This is a genomic window from Citricoccus sp. NR2 (assembly GCF_027594385.1).
GTDB lineage: Bacteria > Actinomycetota > Actinomycetes > Actinomycetales > Micrococcaceae > CmP2.
The window spans coordinates 3,265,704-3,283,244 of record NZ_CP115154.1 but is presented as its reverse complement, the minus strand read 5'-3'; the positions used below and the strand labels follow the sequence as shown (position 1 = coordinate 3,283,244).

The following is a 17,541-nucleotide window of genomic DNA, read 5'->3' as shown; positions in this document are numbered from 1 at the left end:
GGAATCTGCTTGGTGGGGGACGCCAAGACTTAGCGTTTGTCCGCCGACCGTAGCAGGTAACCCACGCCACGCTTGGTCTGAATCATGTTCGGCAGGTCCTTGCGGTCAATCTTGCGCCGCAGGTAGGAGATGTAGGACTCCACGATGGAGGCGTCCCCATTGAAGTCGTACTCCCAGACGTGGTCGAGGATCTGCGACTTCGACAGCACCCGGTTCGGGTTCATCATCAGGTAGCGCAGCAGCTTGAATTCGGTGGGGGAGAGGTCGATGATCTCCCCGGCACGGCGGACCTCGTGGGCGTCGTCGTCGAGCTCCAGATCATCTACGCGCAGGACGGCCTCGTCGTCCTCCAGTGAAGCGGTGCGGCGCAGCACCGCGCGGATGCGGGCCACGACTTCGTCGAGGGAGAAGGGCTTGGTCACGTAGTCGTCGCCGCCCACGGTGAGGCCGGTGACCTTGTCTTCGGTGTCATCGCGGGCGGTGAGGAAGAGCACCGGGAAATGTTTGCCAGCGGCGCGGAGTTTGCGGGTGACGGTGAAGCCGTCCATATCGGGCAGCATCACGTCGAGCACGGCGAGATCGGGCTGTTCCTGTTCTGCGGCCGCCAGGGCCTCCCGACCGTTGGCAGCGGCGACCACCTCGAACCCGGCGAAGCGCAGGGAGGTGGAGAGCAGCTCGCGGATATTGGGTTCGTCGTCGACGACGAGCAGCTTTGCTTCAGGATTCTCTGAGTTCATGTCGTTAAGTGTGACGGTGAAAGCTGTGCATTGGCTAGATGCTGGCTGGCCGAAGCTGTGACTTCAGCTGAACGCGATCAGCTGGCGGTGACGTCCTCGGCGTCGATGATCGTGTAGGCGTAGCCCTGCTCGGCGAGGAAGCGCTGACGTTTGGCGGCGTAGTCCTGGTCGAGAGTGTCGCGGGTGACGATGGTATAGAAATGCGCCGAGCGGCCGTCCTGCTTGGGGCGCAGCAGTCGACCTAACCGCTGGGCCTCTTCCTGCCGGGAACCGTAAGCACCGGACACCTGGATAGCGACGGTGGCCTCGGGCAGATCCAGGGAGAAGTTGGCAACCTTGGACACCACCAGCACCTGTTCGTCGCCGTTTCGGAAGGCATCGAAGTGCTGCTGGCGGACCTTCACCGACGTGTCGCCGGTGATCAGCGGAGCCCCGAGCAGCTCGGATATTTCGCGTAGCTGGTCCAGGTACTGCCCGATCACCAGCAGCTGTTCTCCGGCGTGGCGGCGGGCCAGGGCTTTCACCAGCGGCAGTTTCACCTCGGAGGTGGCGCCGAGGCGGTATTTATCGGCGTCCTCGGCCATGGCGTAGGTGACGCGCTCGTCGTGGGGCAGGTCCACCCGCACCTCGGTGCACACGGCCGGGGCGATGTACCCCTGGGCCTCAATGTCCTTCCACGGGGCGTCGTAGCGTTTGGGGCCGATGAGGGAAAACACCTCGGCCTCGCGCCCGTCCTCGCGAACCAGCGTTGCTGTGAGTCCGAGGCGGCGTCGAGCTTGCAGGTCCGCGGTCATCCGGAAGATCGGGGCCGGGAGCAGGTGGACCTCGTCGTAGATGATCAGCCCCCAGTCGTTGCCGTCGACCAGTTCAAGATGCGGGTAGATACCGCCGCGTTTGGTGGTGAGTACCTGGTAGGTGGCGATGGTGACGGGGCGGACCTCTTTAACGGAGCCCGAATATTCACCGATGTCGGATTCGGTGAGGGTGGTGCGTGCGAGAAGTTCCGCTTTCCACTGGCGTGCCGAGACGGTGTTGGTGACCAGGATCAGCGTGGTGGTCGAGGAGGTGGCCATGGTGGCGGCCCCGACCAGGGTTTTGCCGGCGCCGCAGGGCAGCACGACGACGCCCGAGCCGCCTGCCCAGAAGTTCTCGACGGCGAGCTGCTGGTAGGGGCGCAACTCCCAGCTGGAGTCTGGGTCGGCGTCGGGGTCGTCCTTGCCGTCGGTCAGGGCTATGGGATGCGGGGTGCCATCGACGTAGCCGGCGAGGTCTTCGGCGGGCCACCCGATTTTGATGAGCGCTTGTTTCAGCTGGCCGCGGGCCGCAGAGTGGACCACCACAGTGGTGGCGTCGATGCGCGGACCGAACAGCTCGGCGGTCTTCTTCGCGTGCAGCACTTCCTCGAGCACCGGGTAGTCGGTGGTGCGCATGACGAGGCCGTGCTGTTCGTCGCGTTCGAGCCGCAGCCGGCCGTACCGAGACATCACATCGGCAATATCCATCAGCAGGGAGTGCGGCACCGGGTAGCGGGAGTGGCGCAGCAGCACGTCCAGCACCTGCTCGGCGTCGACCCCGGCGGCGCGGGCGTTCCACAGCCCCAGGTCGGTAATCCGGTAGGTGTGTACGTGTTCCGGGGCGCGCTCCAGTTCCGCGAAGCTGGCGAGCTCACCGCGCGCCTCGGTCGCGGCGGGGTGGTCGACCTCGAGCAGCACGGTCTTGTCGGACTGGACGATCAGGGCGCCGGTGGACTCGGTCACGAATGCTCCTCAGCAGGCACGGTGGATTCGGTGGGTTGCGCTGGATGAACGGGGACGGCGGAGACCACGCGGTGCAGCGGGACGATGACGTCCGTATCGCGTTGCAGGTCGCGGCCGCGCAGCCGGCCATCGCCGACGGCGGTGGGCAACAGGCGCCGGGTGACGTGAGCACCCTGGTGGTTGGCGGTGGTCACGGAGAGTTCGCGCCGGTGTGCGGCGGCCTCGGTGAGCCCGGCGATGAGTTCCTCGGGGCCCTCACCCGTCGGGGTCGGTCGGGTGGGGGCTGTGCGCAGGTGTCGGATCTGGGCCTCGATGTCGTCCTCGGTGAGCTGTTGGGAGGCCACCGTGACGGCGAGACCGGAAGCAGGCGTCACACGACCGGTCGGGACAGCGGCGCCGCCCGGCCCGGGGATCAGCGGGGATCGGGAGTTCTCGGTATGGTGCCCGCGGCGGGCGGCCCGGTGTCCGGTTTCGGCGAGCAGGGCGTGCAGTTCGGCGTCGTCGAGCCGGCTCAGGGCTATGGTGTCACTGAGCCGCTGCAGTCCGGCCGGAGCCAGTTCGGGCATCGCCAGCAGGGTGGTCAGCGTGGCCGGCTCCTCCACCGTCAGCACTGCGCCGGCGCGGTGAACGGCCAGAGCCAGGTGCCGGCGCGCCGTGTCGTCGATCAGGTAGCGCAAGGTCTGCGGCAGGGCATCGGAGGAGTGCGCGGCGAGCAGTTCCAGCATCGCCTCGGCAGTGAGCCCATCATCGAGTCCGCGGCGCACACTCTCGGCGGAGAACCGGAATACCGCGGCGGTGCCGTCGCCCTCGTCATCGGCGAAGCGCTCAAGATGTGCCGCCAGCTCGGGGTCAAGGAATCCTGGGGCGACCGCCGTGAGGTCGGCCTGCAGGCGCAGGGTGCGGATCGGGGCGGGCAACAGTTCAGCCACGGCATCTGCGGCGGCGTCGAGCCCCTCGAGACCCTGCTCGGCCAGCGCCCGGCCCGGGGCGGTGAGGGCCTGCGCTCCGAAGAGCCCCAGCCGTTCGGCTTCCCCCGCCAGCGGGGTCGTAAAAGCCTGGGTGCGAGTGGCCGAGCGGGGGTGTCGCCAGCGGCGGAACGTTTCCAGCTCGTTGACGACGGCGGTGCCGGGATGCCGGGCGTCGAGGTCGGCGGCGGCGTCGAGCAGTCCTTGGCGCAGCCGTGGGGCGTCGGCGCGTGCCCGGTCCGGGGCGAGTGCCCGACCCGGAGTAGGACCTGACGCAGAGGAAGATCGCCGTTGTGCCGGAGCGGCCAGCGGGGCCGTGAAGGGGGCGCGCTGACTGCTCAGCCATCCGGCCGCCAGCAGGCGCCACTGCCGGTGGCGCGGCAACCGGCCCCACAGTGCCGTGGTGTAGCGGGATTCCCAGCGGGAGGTGTCAGGATTCAGGGCAATGACATCTGCTGCAGCGGCCAGTTCCAGCAGCCAGGTGGTGTCCTCGACGTCGGCGTCGAGACGGCGCGCCAACTGCTGCACCTCGCGCACCCCGACCCCGCCGGAGCGCAGCGTGGGCACCCCACGGGCCGAACTCGCCGCGCGCACCAGGTGAGTCATCCCCCGCAGGAGGTCCGAGATCGCAGCAGCCGCCGCGTTGTTGACCAGCATCGGAAGCACCCGGGCCGCTCCGGAAGTGGGCGGGGCGATCGAAAACGCGGGAAACAGGGTGCCGCCACGCAACGCCAGCCCGGTCTCTCGTGGCAGCTCGGCGGTGTCCTCCGTGACCCGCACCAGGATCCCGGTGTCCAGCAACACCGTCAGTACCGCACCGGCCGGATCCGGCACCCGGGCCACGGGGGAGTGAGCGAGTAACTCGAGACCGCGCTGCACCCTGGCGGCGTCGTCCTCCTGGGTCACCGACGGGTGTTCTGCGATCCGCCGCCGAATCTCCTCCCGGCTGCGCGCCGAATGGTCGGATCCCAGCACCGCCGCGGGGCGACCCAGCTCCGCCGGATAGGTGCCCAGGGCGCGGCGCACCGGGCCGGGCACGTTCCACCGCTCGTCCTCTGCTGGCAGCAGCAGCACCCGCTCGACTAACTCAGCCACCGTGGCGGCTAATTCGTCCTCGTGCTCAGCCGCATCCGGGGCCAGCAGGGCACCCAGCTCGGCGAGGCTAACAGAGTCCTGCCCGTGTATCACCGCGGTAGAGAGCGCCTGTAACTGCGGTTCGTTCAGTCGCTCCAGAGCGCGCAACACCGACATCTGGGTGGAGGCGCGAGTTGCCAAAGCAGAGAAGTCAGCGACCCCGGGAATGCAAAGGTCGGGGCGGAGCCGGAACAGGAGACGCAGCTCATCGTCGCTGCAGTCACTCAGATGCTGAAGCAGCGTGGTCATCACGAATCCGCGGCCGCGTTCATCGTGGCGAGGGGGCGTGTCGAGATTCGACTCACGCCTGCCGACGGCGCCGCAGGGCCGCGATCACTAGGTAGAGCAGAATCAACGTGAAGCCGATCGGGAACGCGAACAGCGCCAACCAGAACAGCGCGGGCAGCTGCGCGGTGCCCACAAAATAGACCACCAGCAGTGCCACCGTGGCGACAAACGATGCCAGGGTCATGACGACGCCGACCCAGAGCAGCACCTGCAATCCGAACGGCACCGGAGCGACGCTGGGTGCCGACATCAGCGGGGCCGAGGGGGTGGTGGTGTGGCGTGGCGCGGTCGGTGTGCTCATGTGCTCAGTCTACGCCGAAGCGTGCCAGGGGGTATCCTTGTCTGAACTATAGACTCTCCCGCTGTCGGGCGTGACGACGATTCCGTCTCCGGTAGCGGCCACTGCGACGCGACGCAGCGTGTTAGCCACTAGAGCCGCATCGGCTAGTCCGCGTCGAGGGTGGAGCCCGTGTCACGACAATGTACGCAAGAGGAAACGAAGAAGATGCCCACCGGCAAAGTGAAGTTTTACGATTCGAAGAAGGGTTTCGGATTTCTGCAGAGCGATGATGGTCAGGAAGTTCACCTGCCTTCTTCGGCCCTGCCCAGCGGGGTGACCGAGCTGCGCGCCGGCACCCGCATGGAATTCGGAATCGCCGAAGGCCGTCGCGGCCTGCAGGCCCTGTCCGCCACCGTGATCGACCGCGGCACCTCCGTGGTGCGCAATCAGCGCCCGAAGCCGCAGGATATGGCCACCATCATGGATGACCTGATCCGCTGGCTGGACACCGCCTCCACCTCGCTGCGTAAGGGGTCCTACCCGTCACGCTCGCAGTCAGAGAAGCTCGCCCAGGTGCTGCGGAAGGTGGCGGACGATCTCGATGCCTGAGCCCGCAGAGACCCTTGACGCTGCTCCCCCCGAGGAGAGCCTGACCCTGGGTCCGGTGCGATCCGGCCGTCGTCGGCCCAAGCTTGACCAGACGCTGGCCGCCGCGGTGGAGACCGCCCGCGAGGCGCTACTGGAATCGGTCGACGCGGCCGAGCTCGGTGAGCACGTCAGTGCGGTGGCCGACGACGACCGAGTGGTCACCCACCGGTTCGTTGCCCACGTGCGCGGCTACCGCGGCTGGGAATGGTTCTGCACCCTGGCCCGCGCCCCGCGTAGCAAGACGCTGACCGTGTGCGAGTTGGGCATGCTCCCCGGTGAGGGTGCGTTGCTCTCTCCGCCGTGGGTGCCGTGGTCCGAACGCGCCTCCGAAGAAGAGCGCGTGCGCCTGCGTGCCATCGCCGAAGGTCGAGACCCGGAGAAGGCGCTGGCCGAGTTCCGCGGTGAAACCGAGGACGACGAGCACGCCGAGGACAGCACCTCACAGGAATCCTCAGACTCGTCTCACTCTTCGGAACCCTCCAGCAAGGGCAAGAAGAAGAACAAGTCCAAGAGCAAGGGTGGCAAGTCCAAGAAGAAGTCGTCGGACTCTCACGCAGGCAATGCTGACGACGCCGTGACCCCTGAGGCAGAGTCGGATACCGACGACGACGCCGAAAAAGCCGCGAAAAAGGCAGCCAAGGCCGCCCAAAAGAAGGCCGCCAAAAAGGCCAAAAAGGCCAAGAAGAAAGCCGAGCGGAAAGCCGCGAAAAAGGCCGCTCAACGAGCCGAGCAGGCCGAGCACGAGGCTGAATAACAGCACCTCGCCGCACCACAGCAGAGGACCGAACCCGGAAAGGGTTCGGTCCTCTGCAGTCTGATGCCCTGCAGGGCGGGCCCGACTTAGCCGAGCTGCGCAACCACGTGGTCGATGCACGCCAGCAGCGCGGACACATCCTCGGGCTCAATGGCAGCGAAGGTCGCGATCCGCAGCTGGTTACGTCCCAGCTTCCGGTACGGCTCCGTGTCGACTACACCGTGGACGCGCAGAATCGAGGCGACCTGGGCGGCGTCGACGGCCTCGTCGAAGTCGACGGTGACGATCACCTGGGAACGGTCTTCCGCACGCGTCACGAACGGGGTGGCGAAGCTCGACTGCTCGGCCCAGGTGTAGATCCGGTCCGAGGAATCCTTGGTGCGGGCTGTGGTGAAGTCCAACCCGCCGTTGGAGTTCATCCAGGACAGCTGCTCATCGAGCATCACCAGGGTGGCCAGCGCCGGAGTGTTATAGGTCTGGTTCTTCACCGAGTTATCGACGGCGGTCTTCAGGTCCAGGAAGTCCGGGATCCAGCGACCGGACGCCGAGATCTCCTCGACCCGCTCCAGCGCGGCGGGGGAGAACAGGGCCAGCCACAGTCCGCCGTCGGAGGCGAAGTTCTTCTGCGGGGCGAAATAGTAGACGTCGGATTCGGCCACATCCACGGGGAGGCCGCCGGCGCCCGAGGTGGCATCCACCAGCACCAGGGCATCCGCATCGGCGCCGGAGACCCGGTGCACGGGCGCAGACACGCCGGTGGAAGTCTCGTTGTGCGGCCAGGCGTAGACGTCCACACCGGTCTCGGCGACAGGCTCGGGGCGAGTCCCCGGCTCGGCGGTCAGAATCGAGGACGCTTCCAAGAAAGGGGCCTTGTCGGTGGCCTTGGCGAATTTCGAACCGAACTCTCCGAAGCTCAGGTGCTGTGCCTTATTGCGCACCAGCCCGAAGGATGCGGCATCCCAGAATGCGGTGGAGCCACCGACGCCCATGATGACCTCGTAGCCCTCGGGTGCGGAAAACAGCTGCGTGATGCCTTCGCGCACTGAACCCACCAGGTTCTTCACCGGGGCCTGACGGTGGGAGGTGCCCAGCAGCTGTGCACCGGCCTCGCTGAGAGCGGCGACCTGCTCGGGGCGGACCTTGGAGGGGCCGGCGCCGAATCGTCCGTCACGGGGCAGAAGGTCGTTGGGGATAGTGACGGTGGAGGTGCTCACCTGTACTCCTTATAGTGCTTGTCCGTTATCGGCCGGGCGGGGTCGGCTCAGGGTCGGCTCCGCGCCGTTCCTATTGTCTCTGGTCACGAGAGAAAGCGCGCGTACGGTCATGACATGCCCGGTTTTATGTCGCTGAACGCGAACCTGGGGGATTGACCCATGAACATTGTTGACCCAGGTGGGTAGGATATGCACGATACTTGATGGGCCGCTGGCCGACCCCTGCTGGTCGGACGGCGGTCGTTCTGGGAGCCGCGATACACGCGGCTCCCCATGGTGACGAGGAGCGTAGGCGAGCATGACCGACTTGATCGACACGACCGAAATGTATCTGCGTACGATCTACGAGCTGCAGGAGGAAGGGATTACTCCATTGCGGGCGCGGATCGCGGAGCGGCTGGATCATTCCGGGCCCACCGTGTCTCAGACGATTGCGCGCATGGAGCGTGACGGACTGGTCAAGGTGGCTGGCGATCGACATCTTGAGCTGACCGACACCGGGCTGGACACCGCGTCCAAGGTGATGCGCAAACACCGTCTTGCCGAGCGTCTGCTCTCCGACGTCATTGGTCTGGACTGGCCCTACGTGCACGAAGAGGCCTGCCGCTGGGAGCACGTGATGAGCGATCAAGTCGAGCGTCGTCTCGTCGATCTGCTGAACCAGCCGGTGTACTCGCCCTTCGGCAACCCCATTCCGGGTCTGGGCGAAATCGGCGGTCCGGACACGGCAGAAGGCCCCACTCGGTATGAGGGGGAGCACCTGACTGTGGCCCTGACGACTCCGGGCACGTTCCGCATTCTGTTGCTCACCGAAGCCATCCAGACTGATCCCGAGCTGCTGGCCCAGCTGGCTGCCGCAGGCATCCGCCCCGGCGCGGTCATCAAAGCAAGCCCCTCCGACGGTTACGTTGCGGTGCGCACCATCGAGCCGGGCCCTGCCGTGGCGCTGGATGATTCTCGCGAAGACTTCTCCGATGAAGGTCTGGAGATCTCCGAAGAGACCGCACACCACATTCGGGTGGTCCGTTCCTGATCTCAACTCAGGAGAAATTACCAGACTCGCTTCTCCGGATCCTCCCAGCACCGGCGCCGCACAATGCGGCGCCGGTGTTGTTAAAGAGGAATATGGATCACGGCAACACGCCGTAGGACACGAAAATCACAGCAAAGATCACAGAAGATCACTGTCGAAAATTGGCGAAATTCCGCGGAAGTTGAGGATCTGGCGTGACATTTTTCCACCATGCCGTTATCTCAGCGTGACATTCGGTATCGGTTTGATATACGCTGAAGCGGTGCCCAGGCAGGAGAGATCTCCGGGTCACACATCAAGAGCTTGCTGAACCCCCGCGGCTCACGATGAAAAAGCAGTCGTCAAATACCATCATGGCGGGGGCAGGCCTATGTCCTGAAAGCACCTGAGAGAGGTTTCCATCGTGTCGAAGCGCGCTTCCGTCGCCCGCCACCGCGCGACCCCTGCGTCAAACTTCACCCTGGACGCAATGTCCAAGGCAGTGACCATCAACGCCGGCAACTTCGGTCGCCAAACCGCTGTCGTGGCTGCTGCTTCGACCATGGTGCTGACCCTGGGCGCCCCTGCAGTCAACGCTTCGCCGGTTCCGACCGCACGCGACACCAGCGTTCTGCCAGCCGCCAACGTTGACCTGGAGCGCGCCTCCAAGGCAACCACCCTCACTGTGGCAGAGGCCGACGCTGAAGTCACCATCGAGCGTGCCTCCGTGTCCTCCACCCCCGCTCCCGAACCGGAGCCGGAAGAGGACCTGACCCCGGTCACTAACGCAAACGTGGGTCAGCAGTCCACCACCTCCACCGATTCTTCCGCTTCTTCGACTCAGCAGTCGCAGGAAAGCGTTCAGACTTCCACTCATGAAGCCGAAGAGACCGTCGAGCAGGAAGCTCCGGCCTCCTCGGCCTCCGGCAGCATGGGCGCCGTGGTGTCGGCCGCTTACTCGGGTATCGGTCAGCCTTACGTTTTTGGCGGCAAGGGCCCCGGCGGCTGGGACTGCTCCGGCTTCACCGCGTGGGCCTATGCCCAGGCCGGCATCACCATTCCTTCGCAGACTTCCGCGATCCGCAACTCCGGCCAGTTCGTGCGCACCTCGACCCCGAAGCCCGGCGACCTGGTCTACCAGAACGGCGGCAGCCACGTAGGCATCTACGTGGGCAACGGTCAGATGATCGGCGCGCAGAACCCCTCCGTGGGCACCTTCCTGCACTCCGTGAGCCGCAACCCGCTGATGGGTTACTACACCTACGTTGGCTGATCGGACCACAGCCAATACCCCGGAATGATGGCCGGGTAAAGACTGCAACGAGAGACCCTCTCCCCTCGGAGAGGGTCTCTCGTTGTCTGTGTACGCTGTGACGGCCGGTCAGAATATCGGGCGGCGGGTCCGCCGTACACTAGGGCAATGACTTCTCTACCGTTGTGGTTCACCGACGTCGCCTCTGCTATGGAGTTGGGGGATCCGCAGCTTGACGACGAACGTCTGCGGAATTTCCTCACGGCCGTTCAATCGCGGGCTCAGGGGGAAGATTTAGACATCCTTCTCGGAGGCTTTCTCGCCGGTTATGCCACCGGTATGGCGGAGGGCAGTGAGCAAGCAGATTTCAACCGCGCGCACCGTGCGGCCTTGGGATTTCTGACACACCACCTGCGGGCCGACACGGACCGTTAGTGCGTCCCCCTCGCCGGTTCGCGGTGTCAGGAGGTCGCTCCGGGATTATTCCCGGACGCTAGGCGCCGCGGATGACGGTGAGCAGAAAAACGCTGTTCTCCAATGCGGTCACGGAATGACGCTCCGGCGGAATCGGCAGAAGCTGGCCCGCGGTCAGTTCCCACGAGCGGTCCTTGCCATGGAGGCGAATGCGTCCGGTCAGCACCTGCAACACGGCTTCGGGCGGACTGTCATGCTCAGCCAGTTCTGCTCCGGCCAGCAGTGCGAGTACGGTTTGGCCCATCTTCGTGTCTCGCGAACCGTAGACGGACTTGGCCGCCCGCTGGGCACGCGACGAGCGGGCCGCGGCCAGCAACGACTCCTGGATCTGCTTCAGGCCGACCGGCGAAATTTCCGGTACACCGTGTGCTTCGGCGTCTGTCATAGCTTCGTCCTCTCTACAGAATCAGGTCTCGCTCTCGATGAGCCCAGCATACGTCGAACCGATATGACCGACGTAGCATGAGAGCACCGCCGAAGAGGTGGCTCCGGCTGAAAGGGTGATAGGTGATGACTGAAGTCGAGATCGATCTCCGCGACATTCCGCGACCCCGGAGACATCGGCAGATTTTCGTGCGGTTAGACCACTTAGACGTCGGTGACGCTCTGCTCTTACTCGCCGACCACGAACCTGAGCGGCTGCACCAAGATTTTGACCGCGAGTTGCCCGGGTCTTTCGTGTGGGAATCGCTGGGGGAGAACGCTGGGGTGTGGCGGGTGCGGATCACCAAGCTGACGAGTACTGCACTGCCACGGTGGATGGGTTCCACTGAGACAGCCGACCATGATGACGACGTCACCTCTGGTGGGTCGATCTGGCAGCTCACTCCTGCCGCACGGGACATGGATGCCAACGTCATCGCGCTCGGCGCAGGGGACCGCATCGACACCCACAATGGTCCGGAACTAGATGTGCTGATCCACGTGGTCGCGGGGAGCGGAACCCTGAGTACCGAAGGCGGCGACGTTCAGTTGGTGCGGGGCGATATTGTCTGGTTGCCGCGACGATCTCAGCGCCGCTTCCAGGCCGGCCCAGAAGGATTGCGCTACCTGTCAGTGCACCACCGCAAGCCAACCTTGAACATCACCGCGGCCCCGCCGAGGTAACAGCGAAGCCCTCGGTTTCCGAACAGTCGGAAACCGAGGGCTTTTCGCGGTCAGAGCGGGGTGCCCCTCAATGGACTAAACCGAACGTACAGCATCGGTTCGATCGCCTAGAAGCGGTGTGGGAGCAGGCACGGCGGGGCGTCTACGATGGCGAAGCCACGCGGCAGGAAAGCGCTTCGATCTCGTGACAGAGCCGAGCAGACCGCCTAGAACGCCTCCCACGCCAGAGGAAGTGGACGCTATTAGAACGGCGAGGGCCAGCGGCGAGAGCGTCCGCCTTATCGCTGAGCGCTTCAACAAGCACCGCGGCACGATCTGGCGGCACACGAAAGACATCTGACCTGACTCGCGCCATCTTTGGTTAGTCTGGTTCGTGGTGTGGTTGGGATTGTTGATTTTCTGGGGCTCGTGTTGCGGCTTAGTGCCTTGCTGGCGCACCAAAATCGGCACGACTAAGGTCAGACTCCGGGTCATTCAAGCATTCGCGAAGCGCGCTTGAGGTCATCAGGAATCCTGCAAAGGCGAACGCTTGGAGACGGAATCCAACTGATGAACAACGTCACGGCAATGCACCTCATCTTCCCAACGCGCGAGCACCTGCTCCGCAATCAGCGCTACACGCGCGGCGTGAAATCTGCACGGTGACGTAGCGGCTGTCCGGCCTCACGGAAACGAGTCACACTTCGGTATGCGCGCAGGGCACGCAGTGCGGAGAGGATCGCGACAAGATCCACGATCTCCTGCAACAACGCGCCCGCTACCGCCGGAAGGTACCCGAACGCTGCCACAAGCATGAGTCCGACCGAGATGATGATGCCCATCCAGATCGACTGCAATGCGATCTTCACCGTCATGTGCGATACCTGCACCACATCGGCCACGCGCGACACGTCGTCGGAGGTGATCACGGCGGATGCTGACTCGCTTGCCGCGGTTGCCCCGCGGCCTGCGATCGCGATCCCGACATCGGCAGCAGCGAGCACCGGAGCGTCATTGATGCCATCGCCCACCATCATCACGGGCCGAGGCCGCAATGCCACCACGATGTCCACCTTGCTCTGAGGTGTTGTTTCGGCGTGCACCGTGGTGATGCCCGCATCGGCGGCGATTGATTCCGCAGTCGGCGCGACGTCGCCGGTCACCATCACGATCTGCTCCACGCCGGTTTCGCGGAGGCGGGCGATCGTCTCGGAAGCGTGGGAGCGCAGCGGGTCGGAGACCACGATGACACCGGCAAAATCACTGTCAACCGACACGTACACGGCCGTTTCCCCAGCCGCGAGCGGGGTACGCGTGAACGCACCGGCGACTTCTTCGATGAATGCCGGTTTTCCGACCCGCACCACGCTGTCGTCGGCGAGTGTCGCCTGCACTCCGTTCGTAGCGATCTCCTCAGCCGCCGTTACCTGGGGCAACTGCAGCTGCTTCTCCACAGCGTGGGCGACAATCGGCCCAGCGAACACATGCACCGAATACTGTTCCGCAGCAGCGGCGAGCCGGAGTATCTCATCTGTAGAGCGGGTGATTGGGCGGATCTCGACCACATCTGGTCTGCCCTGCGTAAGGGCTCCGGTCTTATCGAACGCAGCCGTACGCACACGGGCAAGTACCTCTAACGCGCCACCGTCTTTAATGATCACGTTCAACTTTGCCGCGGAACTCATGCCGCCCATGAAGGCCACTGGTGCGGCGATCAACAACGGGCACGGGGTGGCTACGACGAGCACCTCCGCAAATCGCACCGGATCCCCACTGAGGTACCAGGCGAGACCCGCGATGAGCAGCGACACGATCGTGAAAGGCACGGCATAGCGATCGGCAAGGCGCACCATTGGCGCCCGAGATTCCACCGCTCCCTCAACGAGGCGCACGATCCGACGCGTAGTGCGAGTCGTGTGCGGCTTTGTCCGCGCGCATTGTGAACGTTTCGGTGCTGTTTATCGTGCCCGAGAGCAGCGCGTCACCGGCCTGGTATGTGACGGGGAGCGGTTCGCCGGTGATCGAGGATTCGTCGATGACTGCTCGCGCCGAGATGAGGGTGCCGTCTACGGGCAGCACTTCGGTGGATCGCACCAGGAGTTCATCCCCGATCACCACATCTGCGATCGGGATACGATCCACCTCATCGGTATGCGGGTCCACACGCTGCGCGTAGACCGGTGCCCGGTTCAGCAAGGTGTCGAGTTCGCGGCTCGCCCGGCGCGCGGCGAGTGTTTCGAGCGCTTCGCCGCCGGTCAGCATCAGCGCGATGATGAGACCCGCCACATACTCACCAACCGCAAGGGTCGCGATCATCGCGATCACTGCGAGAATGTCGAGTCCCCAGTGCCCGCTCATCAGATCACGACTCCGATGACGATGTATGCGACCATGGCGAGGGGCAGGGTCTGCCCGAGAGACCACAGAGTTACACCGGCAGCTAGGCCGATCACGACGAAGATCATGAGCGGCCTGCTGCGAAGAAACGGCAGCACCTCATGCATGGGTCGCCGCTTCGTGCCGCGTTCAGACTGAGGAGCTGCCATCACCCTACGAGTCCTTCTTCTTCACGAGTTTGTTGAGAGCGTGCTCAGTGCGTCGATGTCGGTGATCGTGATCTTGCCTCGGGGTGCTTGTGTGATTACGCCGGAGTCGCTGAGATGGCGCAGCTGTCGACTCAACGATTCCGGGGTGGTGTCCAGCAATGAGGCAATATCCTTCTTCGCCAATGGCAGCAAGACCTCCGGGTAGATCCCTGATCCATGCCGCGTGGGCAAAGTCAGCAGATAGCTTGCGAGTCTGGAGGTGACATCTCCCGAAATGACAGAGGCCAATCGCGCTTCGGTTTCTCTCAGACGCCGGCTGACACTCTCCAGCATTCGCAACCCGATACTCGGGTGCTTCTCCACGAGGCGACCGAGATCAGCATGATGGAAGACACACAATTGTGCTGGTTCGAGTGCGGTCGCTTCATGATCAGGGCGGACACCGCTGAGAAACGCTGACTCTCCGATGAAATCCCCGGCGCCGAGCACCCGAATGATCTGCTCATGCCCGTCGGGGCTCGTTCGCGAGATCTTGACTCGGCCAGTGTGCACCACCATCAGTTGCGAAATGTTCGAGCCTGCCGAGTACACTTGTTCAGTGCGATCGAGCAGTGTCGGGCGTGCCACCCGGGCGACCTCGAGCTGATGTTCGTGCGTGAGCCCGCGAAAGAGCGGAACCCGTACCACGCAGAGTTCTTCGGAGCGAGCTGTGTCCACGGCTGGCAGCGGCGTAAACATAGGCCTCCTCTCTCTCACTAGTATGGCAACGCGCGATATTCCGTGAGCCGTATGAGTTACGCGAGTAATCTGAATGCTACGCGTTCGGGCGCATATGTTGGAGTGGCCTCAGGTTCGTGCGGCCCTCCCATGTTCCTCATTCGGATGTCGTTCGCTCAGTTCGCGTGCGGAGGGGTATCTTCACCTGCGGCCTCGGCGGCGTCTGCCAGTTCCTTGGTGGTGTACTCTGCATCGACCGCGTGCTCGGGTGGTGAATACACCGTGTAGAGCACCAACGGTTCGTCACCGGTGTTGCGGAAGTTATGGCGTGTGCCTGCGGGAACGGCACACAGATCGCCGGCATCGACCGCGTGGGTGTGACCGTCGAGATCGGCTTCACCAGTACCGGAAACGAAGCTCAGCAGCTGGTCGGTGGTCTCGTGCACCTCGTCACCGATTTCTCCTCCCACCGGAACCGTCATTGCCACGAGCTGGGAGTGCTCTCCGGTCCAGAGCACCTTTCGGAAGCTCACGTTCTCCTTCGCAATGTCCGCGATGATGAAGTGCTCGACGTTCCTACCGATATTGGTGTGTTTGTCGGTCATGTTGTCCTCATTTTCTTTCTGAGAGTTTGTTCTGTTAGCGCTCGGCAACTGCCGGTTCAGCCGTGCGCCTGGATGTGCGTTCGGATTTCGGCATGGTTGTGGCACCTTGTGTGTTGCGCAGCAGTCGCATCGCATTGAGAATCACCACAAGTACTGACCCTTCGTGTACGAGCATCCCGATTGCCATGGTTACGCCTCCGGCGAAAACGCCGACCAGGAGGAGGACCACGGTGGTCAGTGCGATGATGATGTTCTGTCGCATCACGCTCACGGTGCGTTTAGCGAGTCGGATCGCCTCGGGCAGTTTCAGGAGGTTGTCTCCCATCAGGGCGATGTCTGCGGTTTCGACCGCCACGGCAGACCCGGCAGCCCCCATTGCTACCCCGATGTCTGCTGTTGCCAGCGCAGGAGCATCATTCACTCCGTCACCGACCATCGCGACGGTGTGGCCCTCGCGTTGCATCTGGGCGACGGCGTCCAGTTTATCTTCGGGTAGCAGCGACGCATGAATCTCATCAATCCCAACGGCCCGCCCAATGGCCTCTGCCACAAGCCGAGTGTCGCCGGTGAGCATCACGACCTTCTTTACCCCGGCCGCGTGCAAGCGTCGGATCATTTCGGGCGCATCCTCCCGGACGGTATCGGCAACACCGATCACACCGATCACTGCGTCGCCCACGGCGACGATCATCGGGGTCTTGCCGGCAGCGGCCAACTCATCAGCGACCACCGCTGAACCCGCGTCGTCCGTGATGCCGTATTGCGTGAGTAGCGGCGCGTTTCCGATGAGCACCCGTTTGCCATCGACGTCGACCACAATCCCCTTGCCGATCACCGGGGTGACGGTGCCTGGGATCCCGTCGGGGGCAACGCCTTCATCTCGTGCGGTGTCAAGGATCGGGCGGGCCAGCGGGTGCTCGGATCCAGCTTCTGCAGCGGCAGCCCAGCGCAGCACATCGCTCCGCTTCCGAGCCGGATCGAGCACGACGATATCCGTCAATTCCGGCCTGCCCTCGGTGAGGGTGCCGGTCTTATCGACCGCGACGGCCGAGATCTTCGATGACGTCTCCAGGTACTCGCCACCCTTGATGAGGATGCCATTGCGGGCGGAGCGGCCGATTCCAGAGACGATCGCCACCGGAATCGAAATCACCAACGCACCGGGGCAACCGATGACCAGCAGGGTCAGCGCAAGCACGACGTCACCAGAAATGAGACCGGCAACCAAAGCAAGCACCATCACCGCTGGCGTGTACCACTTCGAGAAGCGGTCGATGAATGCCTGGGTTTTGGCCTTCGCGTCCTGCGCCTCTTCGACTCGGTGGATGATGCGCGCGAGAGTCGTGTCTGCGCCGATCCCTGTTGCCAACACCTGAAGGAATCCGCTTCGCGAGATCGTGCCGGCAAACACATGATCTGATTTGGTTTTCTCTACCGGTATGGATTCGCCGGTGATCGAGGCCTCGTCGATTGCGCCGGCGCCCGATACCACCTGCCCATCGACGGGGACTTTCGCGCCGTTTTTGACCAGCACGATCTCGCCCATGCGCACGTGACTTGCGGGGATCTCGACCTGGCCACCGTCGCGAAGCACAACCGCGGTGTCGGGTGCTACCGCCACAAGGGTGGCGAGTGCCGCACGTGTCTTGTTCATCGTGCCTGCTTCGAGTGCGTGACCAATAGCGAACAAGAAGGTGACCGCGGCCGCCTCCCAGAAGTTCCCGATGATGGTCGCACCTATGGCCGCGATCGATACGAGCAGATCGATGCTGATGAACTTCACCATCAGGGCACGGAACGCTTTCACCACGATGCCGTAGCCGGCGACGATCGCCGCCGCGAGCATGAACGCATAGGCGAGCGTGAAGACATGCCCTGTTCCGTGGGCGTGTTCGCCTGCGTCGATCCACCATTGCGGGCCGACGGTGATATTCCACGCCCCACTGGCTAGTTGTTCGACGCCGAATGAAGCAAGGATCAGGATGCCAGAAACAACTGGAATGAACCAGTTGCCTCGTCTCCATGTTCGGAAAGCTGTCACGATGCCGCCGTCTTTCAAATCAGAAGGTGAG

19 protein-coding genes are annotated in these 17,541 nt (G+C 64.0%); 7 read left to right on the top strand and 12 right to left on the bottom strand.

Features of this window, described 5'->3' with window-relative positions; translation table 11 throughout:
* Window positions 1-29: 29 nt before the first annotated feature.
* The 4 genes from O1A05_RS15485 to O1A05_RS15470 form a co-directional block, all read right to left on the bottom strand.
* Window positions 30-737, bottom strand: coding sequence for a response regulator transcription factor (locus O1A05_RS15485; RefSeq protein WP_270106045.1), 708 nt, complete (start codon window positions 735-737; stop codon window positions 30-32).
* 77 nt (window positions 738-814) lie between these two features.
* Window positions 815-2,494: a DNA repair helicase XPB gene (locus O1A05_RS15480; protein WP_270106044.1), complete on the bottom strand. Its 1,680-nt coding sequence runs from the start codon at window positions 2,492-2,494 to the stop codon at window positions 815-817.
* Complete coding sequence (locus O1A05_RS15475; RefSeq protein ID WP_270106043.1) at window positions 2,491-4,842, bottom strand: helicase-associated domain-containing protein; 2,352 nt, start codon at window positions 4,840-4,842, stop codon at window positions 2,491-2,493. The genes O1A05_RS15480 and O1A05_RS15475 overlap by 4 nt, the downstream gene beginning before the upstream one ends.
* 52 nt (window positions 4,843-4,894) lie before the next feature.
* Window positions 4,895-5,182 carry a hypothetical protein gene (locus tag O1A05_RS15470; protein ID WP_270106042.1) on the bottom strand — a complete coding sequence of 96 codons (288 nt, stop codon included), beginning with the start codon at window positions 5,180-5,182 and terminating at the stop codon, window positions 4,895-4,897.
* A 204-nt stretch (window positions 5,183-5,386) separates the two neighbouring features.
* Here O1A05_RS15470 and O1A05_RS15465 point away from each other — a divergent pair, with 204 nt between their 5' ends.
* A complete protein-coding gene (locus O1A05_RS15465; protein ID WP_270106041.1) occupies window positions 5,387-5,770 on the top strand; it encodes a cold-shock protein in 384 nt (127 codons plus the stop codon).
* Window positions 5,763-6,563 (top strand): DUF3027 domain-containing protein, encoded by an 801-nt coding sequence (locus tag O1A05_RS15460; RefSeq protein WP_270106040.1) that lies wholly within the window; start codon window positions 5,763-5,765, stop codon window positions 6,561-6,563. Before O1A05_RS15465 ends, O1A05_RS15460 begins: the two co-directional genes overlap by 8 nt.
* An 86-nt stretch (window positions 6,564-6,649) precedes the next feature.
* Here O1A05_RS15460 and serC read toward each other — a convergent pair whose 3' ends face one another.
* The gene (gene serC, locus O1A05_RS15455) at window positions 6,650-7,777 is read right to left on the bottom strand and encodes a phosphoserine transaminase (protein ID WP_270106039.1); all 1,128 of its coding nucleotides are present in this window, start codon (window positions 7,775-7,777) and stop codon (window positions 6,650-6,652) included.
* A gap of 298 nt (window positions 7,778-8,075) precedes the next feature.
* Here serC and O1A05_RS15450 point away from each other — a divergent pair, with 298 nt between their 5' ends.
* From O1A05_RS15450 to O1A05_RS15440, 3 genes are all read left to right on the top strand, one after another.
* Window positions 8,076-8,810: a metal-dependent transcriptional regulator gene (locus O1A05_RS15450; RefSeq protein WP_270106038.1), complete on the top strand. Its 735-nt coding sequence runs from the start codon at window positions 8,076-8,078 to the stop codon at window positions 8,808-8,810.
* A 403-nt stretch (window positions 8,811-9,213) separates the two neighbouring features.
* Window positions 9,214-10,062, top strand: a complete 849-nt coding sequence (locus tag O1A05_RS15445; protein WP_333481991.1) for a C40 family peptidase — start codon at window positions 9,214-9,216, stop codon at window positions 10,060-10,062.
* 147 nt (window positions 10,063-10,209) lie between these two features.
* Window positions 10,210-10,476 carry a hypothetical protein gene (locus O1A05_RS15440; protein WP_270106037.1) on the top strand — a complete coding sequence of 89 codons (267 nt, stop codon included), beginning with the start codon at window positions 10,210-10,212 and terminating at the stop codon, window positions 10,474-10,476.
* Window positions 10,477-10,534: 58 nt separating this feature from the next.
* On the opposite strand, the gene O1A05_RS15435 is transcribed toward O1A05_RS15440, so the two are convergent.
* The gene (locus O1A05_RS15435; RefSeq protein WP_270106036.1) at window positions 10,535-10,900 is read right to left on the bottom strand and encodes a LuxR family transcriptional regulator; all 366 of its coding nucleotides are present in this window, start codon (window positions 10,898-10,900) and stop codon (window positions 10,535-10,537) included.
* A gap of 125 nt (window positions 10,901-11,025) precedes the next feature.
* Between O1A05_RS15435 and O1A05_RS15430 the strand changes: the two genes are divergently transcribed.
* On the top strand, window positions 11,026-11,622 hold the full coding sequence (locus tag O1A05_RS15430) for a DUF2249 domain-containing protein (protein WP_270106035.1): 597 nt from the start codon (window positions 11,026-11,028) through the stop codon (window positions 11,620-11,622).
* Window positions 11,623-11,740: 118 nt separating this feature from the next.
* Window positions 11,741-11,962: a helix-turn-helix domain-containing protein gene (locus O1A05_RS15805; protein WP_442867643.1), complete on the top strand. Its 222-nt coding sequence runs from the start codon at window positions 11,741-11,743 to the stop codon at window positions 11,960-11,962.
* A 274-nt stretch (window positions 11,963-12,236) separates the two neighbouring features.
* Here the strand turns inward: O1A05_RS15805 and O1A05_RS15425 are convergent, their stop codons facing one another.
* From O1A05_RS15425 to O1A05_RS15400, 6 genes are all read right to left on the bottom strand, one after another.
* Window positions 12,237-13,472, bottom strand: a complete 1,236-nt coding sequence (locus O1A05_RS15425) for an HAD-IC family P-type ATPase (RefSeq protein WP_270107620.1) — start codon at window positions 13,470-13,472, stop codon at window positions 12,237-12,239.
* Between the two features lie 7 nt (window positions 13,473-13,479).
* Window positions 13,480-13,959 carry a P-type ATPase gene (locus O1A05_RS15420; RefSeq protein WP_270106034.1) on the bottom strand — a complete coding sequence of 160 codons (480 nt, stop codon included), beginning with the start codon at window positions 13,957-13,959 and terminating at the stop codon, window positions 13,480-13,482.
* Window positions 13,959-14,147 (bottom strand): hypothetical protein, encoded by a 189-nt coding sequence (locus tag O1A05_RS15415; protein ID WP_270106033.1) that lies wholly within the window; start codon window positions 14,145-14,147, stop codon window positions 13,959-13,961. The genes O1A05_RS15420 and O1A05_RS15415 overlap by 1 nt, the downstream gene beginning before the upstream one ends.
* 21 nt (window positions 14,148-14,168) lie before the next feature.
* Window positions 14,169-14,885 carry a Crp/Fnr family transcriptional regulator gene (locus O1A05_RS15410; RefSeq protein WP_270106032.1) on the bottom strand — a complete coding sequence of 239 codons (717 nt, stop codon included), beginning with the start codon at window positions 14,883-14,885 and terminating at the stop codon, window positions 14,169-14,171.
* Window positions 14,886-15,040: 155 nt separating this feature from the next.
* Window positions 15,041-15,469, bottom strand: a complete 429-nt coding sequence (locus O1A05_RS15405) for a cupin domain-containing protein (RefSeq protein WP_270106031.1) — start codon at window positions 15,467-15,469, stop codon at window positions 15,041-15,043.
* Window positions 15,470-15,503: 34 nt separating this feature from the next.
* Window positions 15,504-17,510 carry a heavy metal translocating P-type ATPase gene (locus O1A05_RS15400; protein WP_270107619.1) on the bottom strand — a complete coding sequence of 669 codons (2,007 nt, stop codon included), beginning with the start codon at window positions 17,508-17,510 and terminating at the stop codon, window positions 15,504-15,506.
* Window positions 17,511-17,541: the final 31 nt, after the last annotated feature.